21 protein-coding genes, 1 tRNA gene and 2 pseudogenes are annotated in these 23,014 nt (G+C 65.3%); 11 read left to right on the top strand and 13 right to left on the bottom strand.

Annotated features, from left to right (window positions below):
• Position 1: 1 nt before the first annotated feature.
• Together ACGFNJ_RS15995 and ACGFNJ_RS15990 are read right to left on the bottom strand one after the other, a co-directional pair.
• Entirely contained in the window at positions 2–1,489 is a 1,488-nt protein-coding gene (locus ACGFNJ_RS15995) for a phytoene desaturase family protein (RefSeq protein WP_393447919.1), read from the bottom strand.
• Entirely contained in the window at positions 1,486–1,902 is a 417-nt protein-coding gene (locus ACGFNJ_RS15990) for a nuclear transport factor 2 family protein (protein ID WP_393447917.1), read from the bottom strand. Before ACGFNJ_RS15990 ends, ACGFNJ_RS15995 begins: the two co-directional genes overlap by 4 nt.
• A 122-nt stretch (positions 1,903–2,024) precedes the next feature.
• On the opposite strand from ACGFNJ_RS15990, the gene ACGFNJ_RS15985 reads away from it, so the two are divergent.
• The 3 genes from ACGFNJ_RS15985 to ACGFNJ_RS15975 all read left to right on the top strand — a co-directional run bounded on the left by ACGFNJ_RS15985 (position 2,025) and on the right by ACGFNJ_RS15975 (position 4,383).
• Positions 2,025–2,588 carry a PadR family transcriptional regulator gene (locus ACGFNJ_RS15985; RefSeq protein ID WP_393447915.1) on the top strand — a complete coding sequence of 188 codons (564 nt, stop codon included), beginning with the start codon at positions 2,025–2,027 and terminating at the stop codon, positions 2,586–2,588.
• Positions 2,589–2,736: 148 nt separating this feature from the next.
• Entirely contained in the window at positions 2,737–3,162 is a 426-nt protein-coding gene (locus tag ACGFNJ_RS15980; RefSeq protein ID WP_393447913.1) for a pyridoxamine 5'-phosphate oxidase family protein, read from the top strand.
• 174 nt (positions 3,163–3,336) lie between these two features.
• Positions 3,337–4,383: a GAF domain-containing protein gene (locus ACGFNJ_RS15975; protein ID WP_393447911.1), complete on the top strand. Its 1,047-nt coding sequence runs from the start codon at positions 3,337–3,339 to the stop codon at positions 4,381–4,383.
• Positions 4,384–4,586: 203 nt separating this feature from the next.
• Here ACGFNJ_RS15975 and ACGFNJ_RS15970 read toward each other — a convergent pair whose 3' ends face one another.
• Both ACGFNJ_RS15970 and ACGFNJ_RS15965 read right to left on the bottom strand, forming a co-directional pair.
• Positions 4,587–5,000: a hypothetical protein gene (locus ACGFNJ_RS15970; protein ID WP_393447909.1), complete on the bottom strand. Its 414-nt coding sequence runs from the start codon at positions 4,998–5,000 to the stop codon at positions 4,587–4,589.
• A gap of 205 nt (positions 5,001–5,205) precedes the next feature.
• Complete coding sequence (locus ACGFNJ_RS15965; RefSeq protein ID WP_393447907.1) at positions 5,206–5,754, bottom strand: hypothetical protein; 549 nt, start codon at positions 5,752–5,754, stop codon at positions 5,206–5,208.
• 311 nt (positions 5,755–6,065) lie between these two features.
• Between ACGFNJ_RS15965 and ACGFNJ_RS15960 the strand changes: the two genes are divergently transcribed.
• Together ACGFNJ_RS15960 and ACGFNJ_RS15955 are read left to right on the top strand one after the other, a co-directional pair.
• Complete coding sequence (locus ACGFNJ_RS15960; protein WP_393447905.1) at positions 6,066–7,010, top strand: GlxA family transcriptional regulator; 945 nt, start codon at positions 6,066–6,068, stop codon at positions 7,008–7,010.
• Positions 7,011–7,316: 306 nt separating this feature from the next.
• Entirely contained in the window at positions 7,317–8,120 is an 804-nt protein-coding gene (locus ACGFNJ_RS15955) for an acyl-CoA thioesterase (protein ID WP_393447903.1), read from the top strand.
• 83 nt (positions 8,121–8,203) lie between these two features.
• Here the strand turns inward: ACGFNJ_RS15955 and ACGFNJ_RS15950 are convergent, their stop codons facing one another.
• From ACGFNJ_RS15950 to ACGFNJ_RS15940, 3 genes are all read right to left on the bottom strand, one after another.
• A complete protein-coding gene (locus ACGFNJ_RS15950; protein WP_393449971.1) occupies positions 8,204–8,707 on the bottom strand; it encodes a phosphatase PAP2 family protein in 504 nt (167 codons plus the stop codon).
• 905 nt (positions 8,708–9,612) lie between these two features.
• A complete protein-coding gene (locus ACGFNJ_RS15945) occupies positions 9,613–12,192 on the bottom strand; it encodes an ATP-binding protein (protein WP_393447901.1) in 2,580 nt (859 codons plus the stop codon).
• A 15-nt stretch (positions 12,193–12,207) separates the two neighbouring features.
• On the bottom strand, positions 12,208–12,594 hold the full coding sequence (locus ACGFNJ_RS15940) for a hypothetical protein (protein WP_393447899.1): 387 nt from the start codon (positions 12,592–12,594) through the stop codon (positions 12,208–12,210).
• 644 nt (positions 12,595–13,238) lie between these two features.
• Between ACGFNJ_RS15940 and ACGFNJ_RS15935 the strand changes: the two genes are divergently transcribed.
• Positions 13,239–14,837, top strand: coding sequence for an esterase/lipase family protein (locus ACGFNJ_RS15935; RefSeq protein ID WP_393447897.1), 1,599 nt, complete (start codon positions 13,239–13,241; stop codon positions 14,835–14,837).
• Positions 14,838–14,883: 46 nt separating this feature from the next.
• Here the strand turns inward: ACGFNJ_RS15935 and ACGFNJ_RS15930 are convergent, their stop codons facing one another.
• Together ACGFNJ_RS15930 and ACGFNJ_RS15925 are read right to left on the bottom strand one after the other, a co-directional pair.
• The gene (locus ACGFNJ_RS15930; RefSeq protein WP_393447895.1) at positions 14,884–15,168 is read right to left on the bottom strand and encodes a hypothetical protein; all 285 of its coding nucleotides are present in this window, start codon (positions 15,166–15,168) and stop codon (positions 14,884–14,886) included.
• A gap of 204 nt (positions 15,169–15,372) precedes the next feature.
• On the bottom strand, positions 15,373–15,732 hold the full coding sequence (locus ACGFNJ_RS15925; RefSeq protein ID WP_393447893.1) for a winged helix-turn-helix transcriptional regulator: 360 nt from the start codon (positions 15,730–15,732) through the stop codon (positions 15,373–15,375).
• Between the two features lie 145 nt (positions 15,733–15,877).
• On the opposite strand from ACGFNJ_RS15925, the gene ACGFNJ_RS15920 reads away from it, so the two are divergent.
• Positions 15,878–16,747, top strand: a complete 870-nt coding sequence (locus tag ACGFNJ_RS15920; RefSeq protein WP_393447891.1) for an NAD(P)-dependent oxidoreductase — start codon at positions 15,878–15,880, stop codon at positions 16,745–16,747.
• Between the two features lie 143 nt (positions 16,748–16,890).
• Positions 16,891–16,975, top strand: a tRNA-Leu gene (locus tag ACGFNJ_RS15915).
• Between the two features lie 288 nt (positions 16,976–17,263).
• On the opposite strand, the pseudogene ACGFNJ_RS15910 reads toward ACGFNJ_RS15915, so the two are convergent.
• Positions 17,264–17,715 (bottom strand): annotated as a pseudogene (locus ACGFNJ_RS15910) (IS701 family transposase); the annotation flags it as partial.
• A 163-nt stretch (positions 17,716–17,878) separates the two neighbouring features.
• On the opposite strand from ACGFNJ_RS15910, the gene ACGFNJ_RS15905 reads away from it, so the two are divergent.
• Together ACGFNJ_RS15905 and ACGFNJ_RS15900 are read left to right on the top strand one after the other, a co-directional pair.
• The gene (locus ACGFNJ_RS15905; RefSeq protein ID WP_393447889.1) at positions 17,879–18,265 is read left to right on the top strand and encodes a nuclear transport factor 2 family protein; all 387 of its coding nucleotides are present in this window, start codon (positions 17,879–17,881) and stop codon (positions 18,263–18,265) included.
• Positions 18,266–18,654: 389 nt separating this feature from the next.
• Positions 18,655–19,440, top strand: coding sequence for an IS5 family transposase (locus ACGFNJ_RS15900; RefSeq protein WP_393447887.1), 786 nt, complete (start codon positions 18,655–18,657; stop codon positions 19,438–19,440).
• 20 nt (positions 19,441–19,460) lie between these two features.
• On the opposite strand, the gene ACGFNJ_RS15895 is transcribed toward ACGFNJ_RS15900, so the two are convergent.
• From ACGFNJ_RS15895 to ACGFNJ_RS15885, 3 genes are all read right to left on the bottom strand, one after another.
• Positions 19,461–19,745 carry a hypothetical protein gene (locus ACGFNJ_RS15895; RefSeq protein WP_393447885.1) on the bottom strand — a complete coding sequence of 95 codons (285 nt, stop codon included), beginning with the start codon at positions 19,743–19,745 and terminating at the stop codon, positions 19,461–19,463.
• Between the two features lie 366 nt (positions 19,746–20,111).
• The gene (locus tag ACGFNJ_RS15890; RefSeq protein ID WP_393447883.1) at positions 20,112–20,852 is read right to left on the bottom strand and encodes a hypothetical protein; all 741 of its coding nucleotides are present in this window, start codon (positions 20,850–20,852) and stop codon (positions 20,112–20,114) included.
• A gap of 355 nt (positions 20,853–21,207) precedes the next feature.
• A complete protein-coding gene (locus tag ACGFNJ_RS15885) occupies positions 21,208–21,489 on the bottom strand; it encodes a hypothetical protein (RefSeq protein WP_393447881.1) in 282 nt (93 codons plus the stop codon).
• A gap of 529 nt (positions 21,490–22,018) precedes the next feature.
• Between ACGFNJ_RS15885 and ACGFNJ_RS15880 the strand changes: the two are divergent.
• Positions 22,019–22,923: pseudogene (locus ACGFNJ_RS15880) on the top strand (IS3 family transposase); the annotation flags it as partial.
• Between the last annotated feature and the right edge of the window lie 91 nt (positions 22,924–23,014).

Raw genomic sequence — 23,014 nt, 5'->3', positions numbered from 1 at the left:
TTCAGGCGGCCTTGGCGCGCAGCAGTCGGCGGGCCACGCGGGCGCCCGCTTCCAGGGTCGGCTGGAAGCCACCCATACCGGCCCACGAACCCGCCAGATGCAGTCCGGGAACATGGGTTTCGCGCTCGCTGTTGCGGAACAGCCAGCCCTCGCCCGCATCCTGGTCGTAGCCGTAGATGGCGCCGCCGGGATGGCCGAGATAGCGCATCATGGTCAGCGGAGTGGCGACGTCGACCTCTTCGATGGCGTCCCGGATGCCAGGAGTGACGGTCTCGCAAAGATCGAGAAGCGTGTCGGCATAGGCGAATTTGGTGCGCGCGTAGTCCCGCGGCGACACGTCGCGCCAGATGTCGGCGTATTGCAGGGTGATGAGGCTGACGTGGGTGGCTCCGGCCGGCGCGAAGCCGATCGGGGCGACATCGTAAGAGCTGACACAGATTCCGCGCGCGGGCGCGAAGGAGCGCCAGCCACCGTAGGTGTGGTCGTCGTCGAGATCGGCGTTGACGAAGGTGGTGCTCGTGGTGAATCCGAGTTCGGCCGGTGTCGCATCCAAGCCCATGTGCAGGGCGAAGCCGGAGACGCCGATGCGGCGAGTGGCCAGGTCGGCGCGGACCGCCGCGGGCACATCGATGCCCTCGAGCATCCCGTAGGTGCTCGGTAGCGACGCATTGGACACCACATCGAGTGCGGTCACCTCGGTGCCGTCGTCCAGGCGCACGCCGATGGCTCGCCCTGCCGAAGTGAGCACGGCCTCGACGCCGGTACTGAACCGGACCTCACCACCCGCGGACAGAAACGTATCGAGGATGGCCGTCGACATCGCCTGCGATCCGCCGCGCACATGCCACGGCTTGAACTCGAAGTAGGCGAACAACATCAACGCCAGATCCTGGAACGGCAGCTTGGACGGCGGCTGGCCGAGATAGGTCCAGTACATGCCCAGTGCAGCCTTGATGCGGTCGTCGTCGAAGTACTCGTCGAAGACGGCCTTGGCCGGCCGCAGACCGTACTCGAACAGCAGCGGGCCGAGCTGGTCCGCAGGCAGCCCGCGCATGGCGGCCATCTGCCAGAACGTCACCTGCTTGACCAGTTCGAAGAAGCGCGCGGTGCGGTCACGGTTGCCGGGGAATTCGGCCTCGATGGCGTCGATGGCGCCGTCCCAGTCGGCGGGCAGGGTCAGATCCAGCCGACCGGGCACCACCGCCCGGTAGAGGTCGTGCTCCTGCACGAATTCCAGCTTGTCGGCGATGCCTAGCTGCCGGAACAGTCCCTCCCGCAAGGAAATCGACTGTCCCTCCACACCGACCCCGGACAGCTGGTGCAGGGCCACCTCGAATTCGAAACGTCCACGACGGAAGGAGGTTCCGCAACCGCCGGGGATATTGTGGCGCTCCAGCAACAAGGTTCGGGCACCGCCGCGCTGCAGGGTCGCGGCCGCGGTGAGACCGGCGTTACCCGCTCCGATGACGATGGCGTCGTAATCGGTCACGCCTCGGCCGCCGCACGCTCGAGCTGCGCCGTGGCCTCCGCCTTGATCTGTTCGAACTGCTCGCCCATCCGCGCGGACAGTGCCTGCGCGGCCGACAGCGGCCGCACCATGACCATGAAGTCGTCGATCCGGCCGTCGGCGTCGAAGTGCAGGAAGTCGCAACCGGTGACCTGCTTGCCGTCCACCGTGGCCTCGAACACGAAGGCATGGTCGTGCCCACCAGCGTCGGCGATCTCGCGCACGTAGCGGAAGTCCTCGAAGACCCGGATGACCGCCCGCAAAATCGCGGCGGTGATCGCCTTGCCCAAATACGGCCGGAAGGCCACCGGGCTGGTGAAGACGACGTTGTCTGCCAGCAGCGCCTCGATGGCAGCGTCGTCGCGGGCCTCCACGGCTGCTCGGAACGGATGCATGCCCGACCTTTCTAGTAAATTTCTTGAGTAGGTCAGCGCACAGTATCGTGGATCACAAGAGCTGTCCACCAGAGATAGTGGACAATAAATTGAATAGTCATCACGACTGCTAGGCTGACCGGATGGCATTACGCGACGCCGTGCTGGCCGCCCTGCTGGAGGGCGAGGCATCCGGTTACGACCTGGCCAAAGGCTTCGACGCCTCGGTGGCCAACTTCTGGATGACCACACCCCAGCAGCTCTACAAGGAGCTGGAACGCATGGCAGCCGACGGGCTCATCGACACCCGCGTCGTGGAGCAGGAGCGGCGCCCCAACAAGCGACTGCACTCGATCACCCCGGCGGGCCGAACCGCCTTGCGCGAGTTTGTCACCGCGCCCGCCAAACCGACCACCATCCGCGACGAACTACTCGTGCAGGTGCAGGGCATGCAGAACGAGGACGCCCCTGCCATGCGCGACACCCTCGCCGAGCGACTGGACTGGTCCACGGCCAAACTCGCCAGATACGAGCGCTTGCGCACCCGGCTGTTGAACGGCCGGAGCGAACACGCCTACCTCGAGGAGGCCGAGCGCATCGGCCCGTATCTGACCCTGCTGCGCGGAATTTCGTTCGAACAGGAGAACATTCGCTGGATCCAGTTCACACTCGCGACACTCGGTCGACGCCTCGCGGCGGACGCCTAACCTTCCCACCTCGATCCCTCGACTTGTCCGACCGAGCAAGGACTTTCCAACCGGAACGACTTTCAGTGGTCTCGGAAGGCCGATCGCGCGATGATAGTCAGACTCGAACAACGCATCAATCGGTCGGCCAGTGCTGCGAAGGGTGGCTATGACAGCACCGGAAATCCTTACCTCGCACCCGCTCTCGGATGCGGAGTGTCTGCTGCTGCTGGCCAAGGTCCGATTCGGTCGGATCGTGTACGCCCGGCACGCACTACCGACGATCCGGCCGGTCAATCACCTCATCGAGGACGAGATGATCGTCGTCGCCAGCGGTTCAGGCATCGGCATTCCGCCATACCAGCAGGTGGTCACCTACGAAGCGGACACCCTCCACCCGGACACCCAGCTTGGCTGGTTCATCATTGTCACCGGTACCGCCGAGCCGATCACCGACCCGTCCGACCTCAGCCGCTACCAGGCCATGCTGCGGCCCAGATTGCCGGGCAGCCAGGACCGCATCCTGCGGATCCACCCCGAGATCATCACCGGCATCCAATACCGCGAAGCGACCGCACCCGAGCCGCCGCAGTAACTTCGAGCGGGCAACAGCCGAGCGTATCTACCCAACCGTCAGCTCTGGTTCCCGCCCGACGATCGACGTACACTCGTCGAATAACGCACGTACCAGGGTAGACGTCTTGCGGGATCACGATATTCACCTCCGGAACTGACACTCAGCGTTGAACCCAGAGGCAAGGTCGCGCTCATGAGATCGAGCTGGAACCCGGACGCGGCGCTGGATCAAGTCCAGCTGGCCCACCGCGACACCGATCATCGTGCAACCACGAGTCCGGCGCAGCTCGCCGCGCGGGCCCAATACTTCGCCACCGCAGTGGAATTCGCCGCTGCACGCCCCGATGCCATGTCCCGGCTACACCGGCTCACCGCCCAACTGCGCAACCGCGTCACGGTGAACGCGCTGCTGCCGCAGGTGCTGGAAGCCGCGATCGAGTTGACCGGAGCCGACTTCGGCAACGTGCAGCTACTCGACCCGGCCACCGGAAACTTGCTGCTGACCACCGCGGCCGGATTCGACGACGAGTTCTGTGAGTACTTCGCTGTCGTCCTCGACGCGGACGGTTCCGCGTGCGGCCGCGCCATCAAAGCAGGACAGACGGCAATCTACGACGTCGCCGATGACGCGGACTTCGCAGCGCACCGCGATATCGCCGCGGCCACCGGCTTCCGCGGCGTGCAGTCCACTCCGTTGCTCGACTACTCCGGCAACGTTGTCGCCATGGTGTCCACCCACTTTCGACGTCCGCACCGACCCACCGAGCAGGAACTACAACTGTTGCGGCTCTACTCCGACTTCGCAGGCCAAGCGATCGCCGCCGGCATGGGAGCGGGCAACGGCGTCTTCGATCCCATCGGCCGAGCGATGGTGTCGGCGTTGCTCGCTCCGCCCCCGCACCTGCCGGACCTCGCATCTCCGCTGCACCAGCACGGATTCGACGAAGACCAGACGGCCGGGCAGAACGGTGACTTCAGCGGACCGCACGCGACCTTCGCCGCCTCCAGCGATCGGCTGATCCGGCACCTGTTCGATGTCGGGCTGCAATTGCACACGCTCCGAGCCGTATTCGATCAGGCCGACGCGTCGCCTGAGAACGTCCGGGCCGCCAGCGACGCCGTCGGCGGCGTGCTGGAAGACCTGGACATGCTCACTCGCGACACCGGTCTGGCCATGCTCGCCCTGGCCCGCGACCACGACGCCGCTCCGTTCACCATCCGACGTAGACGCCGCCGCTAGCGGCCCGGTGGACCGAGTACCGCCAGCTGCCACCCACCGCCCTTGAAGAGACACCTTCCGCAGCCGAAACTCATCGGTCCGAGCCACCGTCTAGGAGCTTGTCCCGGTCAGCCGGGCAACGACATCGAGTCCTGGTCGCAGGACTGTGCGCCTCCCGAAAGACCAAGCGCCGCAAGTAAAGCGGCGACCGAGGGCGCATCGCGTCATCCGAAGTGGAGGGCCACCTGCCCCGAATCGGTCTTCCAATACTTCCTGTTCAGCTGTGCAGTGCCGGTGCCTTCGGTGTAGGGCACCAGCACCAGCTGCCCGTTGGACGGCTTCAGCACAACGGACCAGCTCTCGACCCGATTTGTGCATTGCAGGGTCACCCCCGGCGGGAAGCTGGTCAGCTGGATCGTGCCGCTGCCACTCGTCGCCATCTGTGCGGAGACGTCGAGATAGCCGATACCGCCGTCACACCGATAGGTGCCGGTAGCCTGTAGGCCGTCAGGCGACGAGGTGACCACGGAGTTCAACGTGATGAACTCGTCTTCGGGAGCGGCGCTCGCCGGAATCGAGCACAGCATCATCGTCGCGGCTCCCGCGACCGCGACCAGCGCACACTTCGTACCGAACATCGACGACCTCCTGACCATCCAACGCCACGAGAAATCGCCACTGATGCTAGTTGGGCCCACCCACCGTCCGGACCAATTCCGGCAACTGCCCGCGGTGCAAGGCTTTGTCATTTACCCTGCGAGCGACGTTGGCGGGGGCAAGACCGGTCGGTTGCTCGCCGAGGGCCTGCCTCGTCAAGCCCCCGCCGCCCGGTGGGGACCCAATTCAGTTCGGAGACAACCAATCTGATTGCGGACGGGCAGCGATCCATTGAGCCGGATCGTCGACTACCCACGCGTCGCCTTCGATATCCGGCGAAATCATCGGCGGGCCCTGCCGGAGCTCGCGAGCAGTCGCAGGGGCTACGGGCCGATCAAGCTGGGGCAGCGGTTCTTTCGGCAGGTCGAGGGCGATGCGGACGAACCTGCCGTCCTTGACGAGGAAATGGGCGTGGAACGTCGTCGTTCTGACCTGCCCTGGCACCAACGGGCCGGATGCGAGCCGCTTCACGACTTCGAGGGCGACCAGCCGTTCCCGGACCCTGGCGTACACATCGCGACCGTTCGCGCTGATGCGCAGGTCGTCGACGAGCATGGTTTCGATCAATCCGTCGTGGCTGTTCTGCAGCCACTGCAAGGTGTCCAACGCGCCACGGGTGAAGTTCACGCCGTAGATGTCGATCCGAATATTCTCGTGGTAGTAGTCGTCCACGACATGGCGAAAGTTGCCGGAGTTGTACAGCGCCACGTATCGCGCGAACTCGTTTTCGTTCATCATTCCGTCCTCTTCGTGAGAGTGGACTGATCCACCGAAATCTGTTGTGCGTCCCCGACTACCGCCCACCCTGCGATACCAGTGGTTCGATGAAACCTTCGATCGAAATCGGCCGCGACGATGTGGCCGCGGCAATAGCGCGAGAACCTACAGCGACTTGCTAACCCCTGAGCGCCAGCCCAGTTTGCTCTCGAGTTGCTAGCCTCGTCAATCGGCAGCTGAGGCGCTATGACTGACGCCACACGGCCCAACTCGCCGCAGCCGAGGGCGGCAGCGGCGAATTGGCCCCCACCGGACCATACGATGGCGAAATGCATGTCGTTGCCGCCGTGCTTCCCGACCGGGTCGAGGTCTTCGACCTGGTGATCGGCCTGCAGGTCTTCGCGGCAGCCCGCCTTGCCGACGGCACCAAGGCCTACGAGGTTCGGGTCTGCGGAAACGGGGCAACGACTGCCATGACTCGTGGCCAGCCGAGTTTCGGCGTCCGACCGTCGTGGCCGCCGTCGGCACTGGAGAATGCCGACACCGTGCTGGTTCCTGGCGGGCAACCCCCACACCACGCGGAGCAGTGGGTGCTCGATCACGTGTGTCAGGCCGCCGACCGCGGTGCCCGGATCGCCTCGTTGTGCACCGGTGCGTTCACGCTGGCGCAGACAGGGTTGCTGGACGGGCAACGCGCGACCACCCATTGGCTGGCCTGCGCTGAACTCGCCGAACGCTATCCGAGTATCGACGTCGATCCGGCAGTGCTGTTCGTCGACCACGGTTCGGTGCTCACGTCCGCAGGGTCGGCCGCGGTCATGGACATGTGCCTGCACATGGTCCGCAGCGATTACGGCGCCGAGATCGCCGCCGATACCGCCCGCTACCTGGTGATGCCCCTGCAACGCGACGGCGGCCAAGCCCAGTTCATCCCACACATCCCGCGCCCCACCGATCGGTCCGCGCTGCAGCCGGTGCTGGAGTGGATCGGACACCATCTCGAACGTCCGCTGTCGCAGACCGAGATCGCACGTGCGGCCGGGATGTCCGTGCGCAGCTTGCAGCGGCACTTCCAGGACCAACTCGGCACCACCGCCCAGCAATGGCTGCTGCACGCCAGAATCGACCGCGCCCGCCAACTCCTGGAAACCACCGAGTTGTCCATCGACCAGGTCGCTGAGGCCTCCGGATTCGGCACTGCGGTGACCCTGCGACGGCATTTCACCAGCCAAGTCGGCACGGCGCCGCGCGCATACCGCAACGCTTTCCGCTGACCACATCCGCCATAGCGCGAATATCGGGGCACTACTTCGCGACATTCGACTGGCGCAATCCGATCGAATTTAGGCGCGACGGGTGATGTTCGGATCAACGGCGACGTCAGTAGGCTGCAAAGCGGGCGAACTTCACGAAGCGGCATAGATCTTCTTCATCGGTATCGTCATTGCCGCTCCCATATCTGGTCGAGTGTTCCGCAAAGTATTCGATAGTGGGTCCAAGCCGCCATCACCTTCGGCACAAGGCAGTGAATAAGGCACCCGGCGTGCGACCACCCCGTGAACTCAGGGCAGGAGCAGCACATGAACGCACCGAATCAGCTACTTCACAACGAGATTCCTTCGCTACCAGGCGCGCAGAGCATTGTGACGATCGACCGTTCCCTCTGGTCGTACAAAGGAGCGCACGGCGGGACCGTTGCCGCATCGGGTTTAGCCGCAATGCAGGAACAGGTCCCGGAAAGTCACCGGGTACGCGTGCTGTCGGTGTCGTTCCTGGAACCGGTCGACGAGCGTCCCCTGCTCATGGACGTGAGCGTGAACCACGCGCGGCGCAGTTCGAGTGTGGTGTCGTTGCAGGCGTATCAAGACGACGAAGTGGCGTTGCTGGCCACCGCGACATTCGGCAGGCGCCACGACGGATGCCGATACGAGGGAATGGTCATGCCGCGGGTTCGCGCGCCGCAAGACTGCGAGGTGCTGCCTACTCCGACGTATCCGATGCCTATCGCCGCACACTTCGAACTTCGGTCGGCGAGTCCGGTACAGCCGCTGGCAGGAGGTGACCGTGCTGAATTCCTGAACTGGGTGCGGTTCACCGATCAACGCCCGACGGACGCCCAAGCGGTCGTTGCGCTGGCCGACACCGGATCACCGGCGCTATATGGCGTGCTGACAACTCCGACGCCGATCGTGACCGCCGAGTTGTCGTTGTATTTCACCGACGCCCTCGACGCCGAACCGGCCGACGAATGGGTGCTCGTGCACTCCCGCACCGAGCATGCCGACGACGGCTGGTCCATCGACACCGTCACGCTCTGGACACCCGACGGACAACTGCTCTGCAACTCGCACCAAACCCGCCGAATTCTGGGGTCGGGTCGCTGAGCACGCGGATCTCGTTCTCTGCCGCCGACATGTTCAGCACGTGGTGCTCTACGAACATCCGCTCCTGCCGAATTGCGTGCGTCCTAGGTATAACCATGTGTTGGCTCGCTGACCGATCGAGGTGGCCGCCGATTCCGTCGCCGCACTGCAGTTCGGGACAGACTGACGACTGCACCACTGACGCCGGCGGCCACAGCCCATCCGACAACTACATCGCTCGGCCAGTGCGCTCCTAGGTAGACCATCGCACCTCCGACCAGTACGACAGATATCGTGAGTGCAACGGCAGCGAGACCGCGTCTGTACCGCGATTGCCACGGGAGGGTCAGATAAGCGGCGACAGCGACCGCAGCTGTCATTGCGGCAACAGACGAGGGCATCGAAAACCCGCCGGTAGCAACGACAGCGAGATCCTCTGGCGGGCGTGTCCGTTGGACCACATGTTTCATGACGACGGCCGTCGTCAGCACCGCGATGGCCGAAGCGGTGATCGTAATCGCCTGCCACCACCGACGTTTCGCGACAACCAGAACCAGCCCAACTACCCCTGCCGCGCCGATGGCGGTGGCACTGGTCCCGACATTCATGGCCGATCGTGCGATCGTGGTCAACGTCGGTGTCCGGTGCGCGGATAGCCACTGCAGGCTGTCCAGGTCCAAACTCACCGGGCCCATTCTGCCTCGCCTCAGCGGCGGAGCCTGACTCGATGACCTGCGTCGCGCGCTGACCGAGCGGGACGACGCGTGCTCAGGCCAGCGGAACTCTCGCGGACTATCACAATGACGGACTAACTAGCCGATTACCGTGTGCCACAGCGACCACTCCTGCCCTATGCGAAGTCTGAGGGTTCGATCCCGCGCAGATTCTGTACCGATGCGCACAAGTCATGGGGCGAACTTGTGCGCACCACCACGATCCGTGCGCGGGACCATGTCATGGCGGGTTTGGCTCGCGCTGCGTTCGGAAAGGTCCGCTTGTGCGCCTAACGCGCGGCCTGGCATGGACGCGCGCTAAGTAGCCGCTGAGCGCGCTGAGCGAAGCGGTCACGCCGTGGTTGCCGACACTCCGAAGTCGCTGCGGCTCAAAACATCCGATAGTGCCGATGGGCGTGAGCGTCGGCGTTGTCTCAGCAGCCTGTGGTGCAATCCCGACCGCCCGGCTTACAGCAGTCCAAGTCCGGAAACGCTCACAGAATCGGGTGGCCCGCCGCCCCAACGCACTGATGCGGACCTTGCTCGGCCAGCGGCGCTGGCCGAGATTCCGGAAACGACGACACAGCGCATTCTGGGGAGCCTCGTCGAGCCTGGCGGTGAGGTCGCCAGCAGCACCGAGCAGCGAGGGAGAGGAATAGCGGAGGATCGGACTCAGTGCCCTTGCCGCCGTTCGCGGAGGGCGGCGGCGAGAGGTCGGTGCGCACACTCAGGCGCTGGCGCTGGCCGGCGGCGCGACGAATATGGCCACGGGACTGGTTGATTTAGGCCGAGCCCGGTAGTCAAGGCAGTGCCGTCAGGGCCGCCAGGTAGTCCGACGCCGCATCGGCTTCCGCCGAGCCGAGCTCGCGGTACAAAACCACGGCCTGTTCCAGCGCGGGTACCGCGGACGTGGCATCGCCGAGAGCGGCCCGGCAGCGGGCGATCCCGTCCAGGGCGCGAGCATGCTCGAGTGGACTGTGTATCCGCGCGGCGATCTCGAGCGCGATCTCGAACTCTCCCAACGCGGTTCGCGGCGCACCGAGGTGAAGTCGGCCGATCGTGTTGCGCGCCTCCGCTTCGCCACGCTCGTTGCCGATCTCCCGATGCAGCGCCAAGGCCCGTTCCAGCATCTGGGCACCGATTTCGGAATCGCCAATCCGGTCAGACACCGCGCCCAAGGCACGCAGCGCGTCCGCTTCGCCGCGCCGGTCGCCGAGCTCGCGGTGCAGGTCCAGCGCCCGCTCGAGCAATGCCATGGCGGTCTGCGCGTCCCCGGCCTCCGCGCGGACCGACCCCAGCGCACGCAAACCGTTGGCCTCACCGCGCTGATTGCCGAGCTCGCGGTGCAGCGCCAACGCCTGCTCCAGGAGCGCGGCAGCCTCTGGGTAGTCTCCGGCCACACCGCGAACCGAGCCGAGTCCGTGCAGGTCGTTGGCCTCCCCGCGCCGATCCCCGAGCTCCCGATGGATCGCCAGCGCCTGCCGCAACACCTCGGCCGTGGCCGCATAGTTCCCGGTCGCTTCCAAGACCGTGCCCAGGTCACGCAGGACGTCGGGTTCGCCACGCCGGGCGCCGATTTCGCGATATCCCGCCAGCGCCTGGCGCAGCAGATCGACAGCGCCGGAGAAATCGCCGGTGGCGGTGGCGATGGTGCCGAGGTCGTGTAGCGCGCTGGCCTCCCCGAGCCGATTGCCTGCCTCCCGGTGCATCGCCAGCGCCTGCCGGACCAGGTCCGCGGCGGTGCGATAGTCGCCGGTCCGCTGCCGCACCACGCCCAGGTAGTGCAGATCGTTGGCTTCGCCGAGCCGGTCGGCGAGATCGCGGTGCAGCAGGACAGCCTGTTCCAGCAACTCCGCCGCGGTCCGGCAGTCGCCGCCGCGCTGGCGCAACCAGCCGATATCGTGCAGAGCGTCGGCCTCAGCGTGCCGGTCACCGAGCCGCCGGGCCGCACCGAGCGCACGCTGCAGCAGCTCGATGGCTAGGGGCCATGGCCCGTCCCGGTCCAGCAGGCCGGTCAGTGCGCCCGCCAGCCGCACGACGCGCGCGGTCTGGTCGTGCGCCGTCGCATAGTCGAGACAGGCCAGCAGGTTCGCCCGTTCCGTCCGCATCCATGCCAGCGCCTGCCGCTCGCCGCGCAGCGCGTCTGCCGGCACGGTCACTCGGCCGGGTTCGAGCCGCGGCGGTCGGGTCACGCGGGCGAGGTATTGGTTGGCGTGATCGGCTGTGTGGCAATAGAAGTCGAAGAGCCGATCCACCGCGCGGTCGCGATCCGCGACCGGATCGGCGCGCGCCAGTTCGCGAGCGTACTCGCGTAACAGGTCGTGCGGGCGGTAGCGGCCCGGCGCGATCTCCTCGATCAGGTGCTCGGCGAAGAGGGCCTCCAGGTCGCGGGCCGCAGCCTCCGGTGTGGTGTCGTCGAGTGCGGCGGCCGCATAGGCGTCGGTGTCCGGGCCCGGATGTAAGGCCAGGCGGCGGAATCGCCGTTGCCGCGGGGGCGAAAGATCCGCGTACGACATCAGGAACGCCGCACGCACCGCGCGCGGCCCGGCTTCGAGCTCGCCGAGCCGGTCCTGCGCGGCGAGGAAGTTGTCGGCCAAGCTCACGATCGTCCAGCTGCGGTGCTGTGCCAGTCGCCCAGCGAGCAGCACGATAGCCAGCGGCAAGTACCCGCACCGCCGGACGATCGCGGCGACCGTCGCGCGGTCGTCGTCGGCGGGTGTGCGCTGGGAGCGATCCCAGAACAGGTCGACGGCAGCGTCGGGAGTGAGCGTTTCCAGTGACATGGTGAACACCCCATCCAGCGCGACCAGACGTCGGCGGCTCGTGATCAGGACCAGGCAGCCCGGCTCGACCGGCAGCAGCGGTTCGATCTGCGCGTGGTCGCGAGCGTCGTCGAGGACCAGCAGAACCCGTTTCCCGGCAAGGCGATCCAGCCACAGATCGCGCCGTCCGGCCAGCGTGTCCGGGATGCTGCGCGGGTCCAGGCCGAGGTAGGTGAGCAGTGTCGCCAGGACCGCGGCGGGATCCGCCGGGGCCTGGCCTGGCGTATGCGCGTACAAATCGACGAAGTATCGACCGTCGGGGAAACGATCGGCCAGCAGATGCGCGGCCCGGGTGACCAAGGCGGTCTTGCCGACTCCAGCCATACCGTCGACGCTGTGGATGGACAGCACCCGCCCCCGCCCCGCGGCGTCGAGGATGCGCCGCAACTCCGCGTCACGTCCGATCAGAGTCGTCACGTCGCGTCGCAGAGTGTTCGTGATGGTCAGCAGCGGCGGTGGCGCTTCGTGGACCGTGACGACATTGATCGTGCCGGTGTTGTCACCGGCGATATTCACTTGCCGCGCATGCCCTTCGGCGTGCGGGCGGAACTCCGTCATCGGCTCGCCAGCGGGTCACAGGTTGATCTGGCCCGCATTGTCACCCCCGAAGTTCACCTGCTTAGCGTGGTCGAACGCCTTCGCCACGAAACCTGACACCGCCTCGTCCTGGCGCGCGACCTCGACCAGACGCCGAATCTCGTTGCCGAACACTGGATCCTGCTGCGCCGCCGCGGTGATGCGCGCCGCGACGAGGGCGCGCGTCTGCTCGGTCGGCGTCTGCTCGAGGGCGGCCACGGCGCGCTCGGTGTCGTTGTCGCCATGAAACTTCGCGGCGATCACGGAGCGCAGGCGCTGCACGGCGTTCCAGGCGCCCTCCCCCGCACGCTGGGCGAATTCCTCGCCGAACTTCGTCGCCAGAAGTGCTGCCGCGGCGATCCCCACCGTCACGGGTTCGACCATGCTCATGTCCTCCCACTTGGCCGATGAGCCTGTCACCCAGGCTAGAAGAAACAGCGCGTGCACGCGGGTCAATCGGCGGTTCGCGGGCGGCGGCATAGAGATTCGATGTGGTTACCGGTGAGCCGCCTCGCCCGAACCGCCCCAGCGGACCCGCGCTGCGGGTGTGGACCGCGGAGATCTCCTCGGCCCGGCGACCAGGACGGGCAGCGGGAGACGAACATCGAGCTGAACGTGCCGGCGGCCGGGACGGTGCCATCGGAAGATCAACGGGCCGAGTCGAACTGGCCGAGCTGAAAGCACTGAACTGCCCGATGACCGGTGAGTCATTCGGATTTGCGCTTGGGCTGCGCGTCAGTTACAGCACGCTCATGTAGTTGCTGTAGCGACCGTTGAGGGCGTCCGTTGCGGCTTCGGCGATGATCTGGCGATCGTCTTGTGAGCATCGGATCAAAAAGGCCCGCACGTGAGGTCCGGGCCAACCGATCGGCAGGGCAGCCGTTGGCACCTCCGACGAGTCCGTTGGCTCCAGCGGCGCTGGGACGGATTTCCGGCCGAACGAAACGGCGGCGGGCGCTGGGTCGATGATCAGGTAAGAGCATCACCGCAGGCCAGCGGACCGCTACTGACCATATTCCGGGGGCGAGATGGATACGGCACAAGTGCAGCATCGACGGCTGATCGTTTACGTGCCTGGACTCGCCGAAAAGCCTGATGCGGCGGCAGGTCTGTTCGCCCGACTGCAACGGGAGCCTGGATACGGGACCGACGAGACTCTCTACTGGCAGTTCCCTGATCCGATCCGCCGATTCAGTCGCGGCACCATGACGAACCGGTGCCGGGATCTCGCCGATCGGATCGACGCGTATTGGACGGGACCGCGTAAGACGCCGGAGATTGTGCTCATCGGGCACAGCGTCGGCGGACTCATGCACCGCTACGCGTATCTGCAGGCGTTACGCGGGATCAACGGGCATCGGCTGCCTTGGGCGGATGCGGTGAGTCGGATCGTGCTGCTGGCCGCGCCGAATCGCGGGGTCGATCTCGGTCGGCTGCCGTGGTGGCAGCAGTATCCGGTGCGGACGGCCGCGGTGCTGCTGCGGATGTTCACCGTGCTCGAATTGGTTTGTGGCGCACCGTTTATCACCAACCTGAGAATTCTGTGGTTGCGTGAGATCGCCGAGTTGGGCGATCGGGCACCGATGGTGGTGCAGGTCAGCGGGAAGAAGGACAAGACTGTCGTGCAGGAGGACAGTCGCGATCTGGAGACGCTGCCCACCGGCGTGCAGAAGGTGGTGCCCGGTGCGACGCACGCCGACATCATCAGTCTCGAACCTGGTCTGTCCGAGGACTATCCGGGGCAGCGCTTCGAAATTCTGCGCGCGTCGATCATCGAACCACTCCGTTCCAGCAATCCGGAAGCGATCCCCGCGGACGAAGCCGCGAAGACCTCGGTGGTTTTCGCACTGCACGGGATCCGTTCCGGTAACGGCGAATGGCCGAGCGAGCTCGAGACCAAACTGCTCGACGCCGACAAGAATGTGCTCGTCGTGACGCCCTCCTACGGTCGGCTGTCGGCCTACGATTTCGCGCTGCCATTCACCCGGCGGCGCAACCTGCGTTGGTTCGCCGACACCTACAGCTACCATCTCGCGCGGCATCCAGGTATCCCGTTCCACTTCGTCGGGCACAGCAACGGCACATACCTGTTCGGGCAGTCGCTGAAACAGATTCCGGCGCTGGAGTTTCAGAATGTCTTCCTCGCAGGCAGTGTGCTCCCCCGCGATTTCGACTGGATCCGCTGCGCCGACGACGGCCAGATCGGTTCCCTGGTCAACATTTGCGCCAGCGAGGACAAGCCGGTCGGCTGGCTGTGCAGCGGGCTGCGTGCGTTCCGGATGCGCGATGTCGGTGTCGGTGGATTCACCGGATTCGATTCGGTGCCACCAGGAACGCGCCAGGTCCGGCACATCGAGGGCGGCCACGGTGCGGCGTTGGTGACCGAACGTCTTTCGACCGTCGTCGACTATGTCCGCACAGGCGTTGCCGACGGCGAGTCACTTATCGTCAAGCCCGGCAAGGGGTTCGACCTGATGTCGCGGGTTGCGCCCAGGCTGGCCTGGGTGGGGGTGGCGGTGCTCGCCGGGCTGAGCTGGGTGGTGCTGTCCATGTTGGGCGTCCTGCTCGGCGCAGCAGTTGTCGCCGGGTTGCTCGCCCTTGTCTACACAGCACTGAAAGTCGCCTGACCCCGGCGTCCTGAACTCCCCCGCGCGGCAAAGGTTTTCACCTTCGTCAGACGAGCACCGGGCCCTCGTACAGCAGGGCGTCGCCGCCGTCGTACACCCGAGCCGTGAAGTGATCGATCGCCTCGAAGGCATACCCGCACTCGCTGTGCAGATCGACTGCGACAGTGAATGATTGCCCCGCGATGTCCGCCGCGTACACCGTGCCGCCCACACTGACCATCTCCACTCGCGCAACCCCCGGCGCCAGCCAACCGCGCACCCCCGTCTCGATCACCGACACGATCAAGAACGGACACTCCGCGAACCCGACGAGCTCACCCGACGATGCCACGAGTCGAAGATGTCGAGGCGCCACCGAACCATGAGTTCGCCGACGCGCCTTTGCGCCCCCAATAACCACGTGAATCTGCCTTACTACGATCCGATTTCGATCCGCAACACACGGACAACCTTCACATCGTCAGCAAGCGGCGCAACGTTGCACACGATCCATCATTTTTCGATCATTGCGCGAACATCGGCGCCCAACCGCACCTCATACCGTCAACGGATGGACGCGGTCCGCGCCGATGCGGTCGATGCGCTCCCGGCCCCACGCGCCGAGCGGTGCCAGCGCGCGATTGAGCGCGGAACCCAATTCGGTGAGCCGGTACTCGACCTTCGGCGGCACTTCGCGGTAGATCTCGCGCGAGACGATGCCGTCCTCCTCCAGCTCGCGCAGTTGCTGAATCAGCATCTTCTCCGAGACACCGGGCAGGCCGCGCCGAAGCTCACCGAAGCGACGCACGCCGTGCTCCTCGAGCTCCCACAAGATCAGCGCTTTCCACTTCCCGCCGACCACGTCCATCGCCGCGTCGATGCCGCAGAAGTATGGCCCCGATCGCTTTCCGCTCATCGCCCGACCTCCCTACCAGTTCACACACCCATGGGTAAGTACCCGACTAAATAGTAGGTACTTGTCGGCTCCGACGGCAAATAGCAGTGTTGGTTTCAGCGCGCTGACCACCACGTTCACGAACTACCAAGGAGTTGACCCCGCAATGGCGGATAGCACGAACACCACGGTGACGGTCCTCGGACTCGGCGCGATGGGCCAGGCGCTGGCCGCGGCTCTCCGCAAGGGCGACCGCCCGACCACGGTCTGGAACCGCACTCCAGGCAAGGACGCTTTGCTCGTCGCCGCAGGCGCAACCAGCGCCCCCTCGGCCCGCGCCGCCGTCCAGGCGAGCGACCTGATCATCACCGTCCTCCTCGACCATGCCTCGGTGCACACCATCCTCGACCCTGTCGCCGCCGACCTGGCAGGCAAGCAGCTGCTCAACCTGACCAGCACCACCCCCGACGAAGCCCGCGAACTGGCCGCCTGGGCCGCCGCACACGGCATCGACTACCTCGACGGCGGCATCATGGCTGTTCCCTCGATGATCGGCCAGATCGGTGCGTCGATCCTGTACAGCGGCTCGCAACCGCTCTTCGAGCAGCACCGGGAAACACTCGAATTGCTCGCCGACACAGTCTATTTCGGCACCGACGCCGGCTTCGCATCCACCTACGATTTCGCCCTGCTCTCCGCCATGTACGCCATGTTCGGCGGCTTCATGCACGGCGCCGCCATGGTGCGCTCCGTCGGTGTCACGGCCGCCGACTTCGCCGAACGCGCCGTCGCCTGGATCACCGCGATGGCTCAGGGGCTTCCCGCCTACGGCCGGATCATCGACTCGGGGGACTACACCAACCCAGTCCAATCCATCGCCTTCCACAAGGCCGCACTCGACGCCATCAACCGCGCCAGCCGCGAAACCGGCACCGCAACCGACCTCGTGGCTCCCCTCAAAAACCTCCTCGACCGTCAGGTAGCCGATGGGCACGGCGCCCTGGGCTTCGACCGCACCTTCGAGGAACTCGTCTGAACCATGGACAGGGCTTCCACCCCACCTCCGTGGAAGCCCTCCCGCAACCTCCGTCATCCGAGCCGCAACCCCCGCCAAAACACGCGGTCAACGCGCGATTTGGTCCACGCGCCGCCATCCTATAATCTTGCTGAGCACCACCGGTCCGGGTGGCGGAATGGCAGACGCGCTAGCTTGAGGTGCTAGTGCCCTTTAACGGGCGTGGGGGTTCAAGTCCCCCTCCGGACACGATATTTACGCACACGGCTGGTGGTGGCTGAACTTCAGCCACCACCAGCCGTGTTTCGTGGTTGTAGGTCATTCTGAGGCCGAGTTGTCGGTAGACCTCGAGTTTGTCGGTAGGGTCGGCGGCCCGCAGGATCTTGATGAGGCCGCCGAAGGACTTCACGAGGTCGCGAATCTCGTTGCGGGTCAATGTAGGACGTGCTTCGGTTGCGGCCGCTATAGCGGTGAGTTGTGCAGCGGCCGCCTCACGTTCGGATTGGACTTGTCGGGTCCAGGTCGCGATCAGTTGGGGATCCCGCCCCGCGCGCAGCGGGCCGGATCCTCGGTCCAGGATTTCGGCAGGTAGAGCTCGGCGTCGAGGAACGCGTGCCCGGCCTCGGTGGCATAGCGAGATAGACCGCGACCTGCGAATTCTCGAGGCGCCCGGCGGTACCGGTGTATTGGCGCTGCACACCCACACTCCGGTTTCCCTTTTTCAGATCGCCACTTTCATCGACAACCAGGATCGCGCCGGCCGCACCGAGATGGTCGACGACGTATCCGCGCAGGTCGTCGCGGACCGCGTCCTCGTCCCACACCGCACGCGCCAGCAGATGTTGCATCGCATCCGGTGTTTCCTCGCTCGCCTGCTCGGCCAGCGTCCAGCAATTCTTGACCGGAAGCTCGGACATCAAGCCCCGCACCATCTTTCGTGCCTTCTGCCGTGTCTCGGCACGCCCGAAACGCGGTGCGATCACCCCCATCAACTCCTCCCAGCCCTCCGCCCACCGGTCAGGGTCTATGCTGTTGCCCGCGACCACCGCCAATTCAGTTGTGTCCCACACAAACACAACAAGAACACGCGGTGGCCGCTCCACTTCCAGCCCACCGACCACCAGCACCATCGGACGGCTACAGTGGTGGATTATGACGATCACGCCTGAGTCGATCCTGCGGACCTTCTTCTCTCTCATGTCGGATTCACGCTGGGACGAGCTGGCGGACTTGTATGACGAGGATGCCGTGGTCCACCATCCCTTCGCTGACGACGAATCCGCGCTCCTCGTCGGCCGCGAGCAGCTGCGACGTCACTTCGCCAGCTTCCGCGACATGGGCCTGACCCTGCGGGTTCGTGACGTGATCATGCGGCCAATGGCCGATCCGGCCTGGCTGACCTGCCAGTTCGTCTACCACGCGCAAATACCCGGCGCCGACCATTTCGCACTCCCCGGAATCTTCGTCAGCCGAACCAACACTGCGACCGAGCTCATCGCGGAGTCCTACGACTACCTCGGCCCACGACAACAGCGGTAGCCAGCTCACATGATCACGAAGTCCGGCTGGAGTACTAGCGTGCGGTCGGCATCGTTGTCAAGGACGGAGGTAGTTGGTATCGGGCTGCTTCGGCCCGGACCGCACCTAGCCGGTTCGCGCTCTCAGTGAGCGTCCGGGAACTCTCGTCAGCCGCGGCTGGTGGTGAGTTGCTGGAGAATTCGGTCGTGCTGATCTCGATGGTGCTGGATAGTCGAATGTGGTTACAGCTGAATGATGTTCGACCCGGTGTGGTGTCGCCGTGACAGAAGGACTCCTGGTAGATCACTGGTTGTCGAGACCATGTTCTGCCAGGAGTTCGTGTGCCAGTATCGCCGAGTTGTCTGTGTTCGTCATGCCCAATCCACAGCGAGTCGCCGACACTGTGTCCGGTGTATCCGTCCTCGTGCAGTGACGAGCAGTCGGCGCTGCTGCAACCGCTGCTGCCGCGACCGGGTAACACCGGCGGCAAGGGCGGTCGCGGTGAGAAACATCCACGCCGCCTGGTGCTGGACGCGATCTTCTACCTGGTGCGCGGCGGCATCGCCTGGCGGGCGCTGCCCACCGACTTCCCACCGGCGATGACGGTCTACGACATCTTCTGCCGCTGGACCAAAGCCGGTGTATGGCAACGGATCACCGACGTGCTGCGTGATCGGATCCGAGTACGCGCAGGCCGCAGCCCTGCTCCGACAGCGGCGATCATCGACTCCCAATCCGTGCGGGCCGCTGACACCGTGCCCGCGGCATCACGCGGATGGGACAACGGCAAGAAAGTCGGCGGCCGTAAACGCCATATCGCCACCGACACCATGGGTCTGCTGCTGGCGGTCGTGGTCACCGCCGCCAGCACCCAGGACCGCGACGGCGCGGTGCCGCTGCTGGCGAGGCTGCGGGAGCGGTTCTCCACCATCACACCGACCTGGGCGGATGCCGGCGACGCGGGCAGGCTGGTGCGCTGGGCGGATCAGGTCTTGAACCTGTCGGTGACGATCGTCAAACGCGCCGATCCCGGCTTCGTCGTGCTGCCGCGCCGTTGGGTCGTGGAACGAACGCTGGCCTGGATCAGCAAGCACCGCCGCTGCGTCCGCGACTACGAAACCCGACCCGAGCACCACGAATCCATGGTCTACATCGCCACCATCATGACCATGTCACGCCGACTCACCCGAGCATGACCGAGGTCCCGGACGCTCACTTATTGCGCGGCATACCCTAGCCACGGCTCCAGCAGCCGTTCCAACTCCTCGTCCGTTGTTCCGGCTTCTGGCGTAGCCGTCCAGAATCCGCGCCAACATGCCGCCTGCTGCAGAACAGGCAGCGGGATCTCGAAGGCGTTCCAGAAAACCTTGATGAAGGTGATGGCCTGGAAATCCTCGCCCAGCTCCTGCTTAGCCATCCGGGCCAGCTCGACGGCCGACAGCCCACGCCCTTTCCCCTTGCGAAGGGCCACGACCACGGCTTGTGCCTTGTCCTCGTCCATACCGGCATCCCCTGCAGCGGCTAGTAGAAGTCACACAGTACTTACCGGACCGAAGCGAACAGTCAGGTGGGCTGCTCTCCGCACGGTACTGCTCGGGTGGCTAACGCTGTCCTTACGCCGTTCGTTCATTCGAATCTCAAGCCCATCCGCCAGAAACCGAAAGTTCTCAGACGCGTTCTGAGGGGGCCGGGCGCAGCGATGCGCCCGGCCTACCCGGCCTGAGCGCTCGGCTGGCGCGCTCGCGACCGACGCTGCAGCAACGCGCCCTACTGCGATTTCAGGGCGGAAGACGTTGGGTACGAACGGGAAGTCGGGGACGGTTCAGCTACCCGCGCCGAGCGCTTACCGTGCTGGCTTCCGGTCGGATCATCGGTCTCGGTAAGGCTGGCCAGGTTGCTCGAGTGGTCGCTGATCATGGCGCTCCAGGGCGGCCATCGCCCATTTCATCTCCGAATGCTCGGCTGTGCGAGGGAAATGGTCTCGGACCTCCTCGGCCGTGATCGGTGGTGCGCCCACTCGCGCGATGCACAGCACCGTCGGGGCGAGCTCTTCGGCACGGTAGGCAGCGAGCTTGTGGTGGCCGTCGAGAACGAAACCACTCCATAGGTTTTCGGCCCCGGCACGCAGGGCGATGACCACCGGCCGTGCGCCCTGGCGGAGTGTCGTGCGATACCGCTCGACCGCCGCGGTGTCGGTCGGTGGCCAGTGTTCGGTCGGTGTCAGCCAGTCCTCCAACGGGTAAATGCCGCTCGGCTCGTCGGGCTTGGGTTGGCTGATGCCCCATTTCGTCGAGCTGTACCAAGCCTGGAAACCTTCGACGATCCGGTTGGTAACCGGTTCGGGGGATCGTAACTCGTAGCGGCCGTCGGCCATCAGCGTGAGCAGCGGCGCGAGAATTTCGGCGAGGCTACCGTTGCTGTAGCCCTCGGCGGTCAGGTCACGCAAAGCCTGCAACTCTTCGGGCCGGGGCGCTCGCTCCGGCGCCCGCACAAACAAGCGGCCGATGCTGCCAGCGAAATCAGCTATATCCAGCCCCACCGCGTTCCCACCCAAATAAAGCAGGCTTTGACCGTACTGCCCCGTGCGATCCGCAATCGCCCCGGACATCGATTACTCCCGCGCCTTCTGTCACGTCGACGACCTCGATGTTCACCTGCTGGACCGTACCCTGCGACGACTGCCGAAAGGGTCGGAGCCACTGCGGAACCAGAACTTGCGGCGGACCACCAAGGTAGCGACCGCGCGGGCAAATCTCCCGGGACATGTCCGAACGACCACCTACCACCGTTCAAGCTTTTGCCCTAGGCAGAATCAAAGCCCCGCACCGCGGAGCGCGCGGTTCGAAGCGGCCGACGCGGTGCCATCGGAAGATCAACGGGCCGAGTCGAACTGGCCGAGCTGAAAGCACTGAACTGCCCGATGACCGGTGAGTCGCCCGGACTTGTGCTTCGGATGCACGTCATTACAACACGCTCATGTAGTTGCCGTAGCGGCCGTTCAGCGCGTCCGCCGCGGCTTCTGCGATGATCTGGCGATCGTCTTGCGAGCATAGGGTCAGAAAGGCCCGCACGCGAGGTCCGGACCAACCAGCTGCCGCGACCGCTGGCCAGTACGCCAGGAACTTATGGTCGAGATCGTGGAAATTGGCCTCCGCGTAGTCGAGGACGGCGTCCACCGCGGAGCCGGGGAATCTCAGTCGCAGCATCGCGACCGCGCAGCGCACCGTCAGCGAGAAGTCCCACATCTTGCTGCACGCACCACACAGCGGGAGCCGGGTCGTCGTCGACTTCGCGACCCAGCCGGACGATGGCGTCGCCAAGTGCCGCGTTGACCGTCGTTGCCGAGCGAGGGTGCAGCGCCAGTGTTTTCAGCAGTTCGACATCCCCGCGGCTGCCAGACATTCCCAGTGCCATGATCAGTTGGTACTGCGTCTCCCAAGTGCGTTTGTCCAGCATTTCGCATTCGAGCGCAGTGCGGATCTGGGTCGCCGCTGTCGGGTCTGCGAGCGCGCGCAGCCGTTTTGCGCCGCGTCGCCGCTGCGCCGAGCGCGAGTCTATTAGTAGCGCCAATGCCTCGTCGCGTGTCAGCGTCATCCAAGTTCGGCCTGTCCGTGCTTCATGGGTTGTCGATCAATCGCGGATAGTTTCACACCCAGGTGACAAGAAGCGACCTGAATCCCCCCGGTGAGTCCAGGGACTTCGTCTTCTGTGAAGGATGGAGTCGTGTCGTCGAGGAAGAAGTACCCGGTCGAGTTGCGTGAGCGGGCTGTGCGGATGTTCGTGGAGGTCTCGGATCAGCACGAGTCGGAGTGGGCCGCGATGAGGGCGGTCGCGGATCTGCTCGGAGTGGGGACTCCGGAGACGGTCCGCAAGTGGGTCCGGCAAGGTCAGGTCGACACAGGTGTTCGTCCGGGTGTCACCACAGAGGAGTCCGAGGAGCTCAAGCGGCTGCGCCGCGAGAACGCAGAACTCAAACGCGCCAACGCAATTCTGAAAGCAGCGTCGGCTTTCTTCGCAGCCGAGATCGACCGGCCTCACCGCTGATCGTTCGGTTCATCACCGAACACCAGGGCCGCCGTGAGAGCGGCGGCCTGAAGTGGGGCGTCGAGTCGATCTGCGCCGCGCTCACCGAGCTCGGCGTGAAAGTCGCCCCCTCGACCTATTACGAGCACCGCAAACGTACTCCCACCAAGCAGGAGTTGCGTGATGAGGAATTGAAGGCCGAAATCCTCCGTGTCCACAGCGAGAACTTCAATGCCTACGGCGCGAGGAAGGTGTGGCTGCAACTGAATCGGGAAGGCCGCCGGGTGGCGCGCTGCACGATCGAACGTCTGATGCGTGAGCTCGGGTTGCGCGGGGTATCGCGCGGCAGGGTCAAACGCGCCACCGTCGCCGACCCGGCCGCGACGCGGCCGGTCGACCTGGTGCAGCGGCGCTTCGCGCCATCGGCGCCGAACCGCCTGTGGGTCGCCGACATCACGTATGTGTCCACCTGGTCGGGGTGGGTGTATGTCGCCTTCGTGATCGACGCCTACGCCCGCCGAATCCTGGGCTGGCGCACCTCGACATCGATGACCACGGCTCTGGTTCTCGATGCGATCGAGCATGCGATATGGACTCGGGAACGCGAGGGTTGGGACGTGAAAGATGTTGTGCACCATACAGATAGAGGATCCCAAGCTGGATTCAACTGGTCGTCGCAACACCTTGATCTCGGAGGTGTGTGTTGGCGTATGGGAAGCGGCAGTTGGAGGTTCGGGCGTATCGGGG

It is taken from the genome of Nocardia sp. NPDC049149, from assembly GCF_043197455.1.
Classification (GTDB): domain Bacteria; phylum Actinomycetota; class Actinomycetes; order Mycobacteriales; family Mycobacteriaceae; genus Nocardia.
This window is presented reverse-complemented; position numbering and strand designations above follow the sequence as displayed.

Coding starts and splice junctions, on each gene's coding strand:
- ACGFNJ_RS15985 (WP_393447915.1), top strand. CDS start 2,025: ATGGCATTACGCGACGCCGTGCTGGCCGCCCTGCTGGAGGGCGAGGCA.
- ACGFNJ_RS15980 (WP_393447913.1), top strand. CDS start 2,737: ATGACAGCACCGGAAATCCTTACCTCGCACCCGCTCTCGGATGCGGAG.
- ACGFNJ_RS15945 (WP_393447901.1), bottom strand. CDS start 12,192: ATGACGGAGTTCCGCCCGCACGCCGAAGGGCATGCGCGGCAAGTGAAT.
- ACGFNJ_RS15940 (WP_393447899.1), bottom strand. CDS start 12,594: ATGGTCGAACCCGTGACGGTGGGGATCGCCGCGGCAGCACTTCTGGCG.
- ACGFNJ_RS15960 (WP_393447905.1), top strand. CDS start 6,066: ATGCATGTCGTTGCCGCCGTGCTTCCCGACCGGGTCGAGGTCTTCGAC.
- ACGFNJ_RS15955 (WP_393447903.1), top strand. CDS start 7,317: ATGAACGCACCGAATCAGCTACTTCACAACGAGATTCCTTCGCTACCA.
- ACGFNJ_RS15925 (WP_393447893.1), bottom strand. CDS start 15,732: ATGAGCGGAAAGCGATCGGGGCCATACTTCTGCGGCATCGACGCGGCG.
- ACGFNJ_RS15885 (WP_393447881.1), bottom strand. CDS start 21,489: ATGTGGGACTTCTCGCTGACGGTGCGCTGCGCGGTCGCGATGCTGCGA.
- ACGFNJ_RS15890 (WP_393447883.1), bottom strand. CDS start 20,852: ATGTCCGGGGCGATTGCGGATCGCACGGGGCAGTACGGTCAAAGCCTG.
- ACGFNJ_RS15950 (WP_393449971.1), bottom strand. CDS start 8,707: ATGAATGTCGGGACCAGTGCCACCGCCATCGGCGCGGCAGGGGTAGTT.
- ACGFNJ_RS15990 (WP_393447917.1), bottom strand. CDS start 1,902: ATGCATCCGTTCCGAGCAGCCGTGGAGGCCCGCGACGACGCTGCCATC.
- ACGFNJ_RS15965 (WP_393447907.1), bottom strand. CDS start 5,754: ATGAACGAAAACGAGTTCGCGCGATACGTGGCGCTGTACAACTCCGGC.
- ACGFNJ_RS15970 (WP_393447909.1), bottom strand. CDS start 5,000: ATGTTCGGTACGAAGTGTGCGCTGGTCGCGGTCGCGGGAGCCGCGACG.
- ACGFNJ_RS15975 (WP_393447911.1), top strand. CDS start 3,337: ATGAGATCGAGCTGGAACCCGGACGCGGCGCTGGATCAAGTCCAGCTG.
- ACGFNJ_RS15935 (WP_393447897.1), top strand. CDS start 13,239: ATGGATACGGCACAAGTGCAGCATCGACGGCTGATCGTTTACGTGCCT.
- ACGFNJ_RS15920 (WP_393447891.1), top strand. CDS start 15,878: ATGGCGGATAGCACGAACACCACGGTGACGGTCCTCGGACTCGGCGCG.
- ACGFNJ_RS15895 (WP_393447885.1), bottom strand. CDS start 19,745: ATGGACGAGGACAAGGCACAAGCCGTGGTCGTGGCCCTTCGCAAGGGG.
- ACGFNJ_RS15905 (WP_393447889.1), top strand. CDS start 17,879: ATGACGATCACGCCTGAGTCGATCCTGCGGACCTTCTTCTCTCTCATG.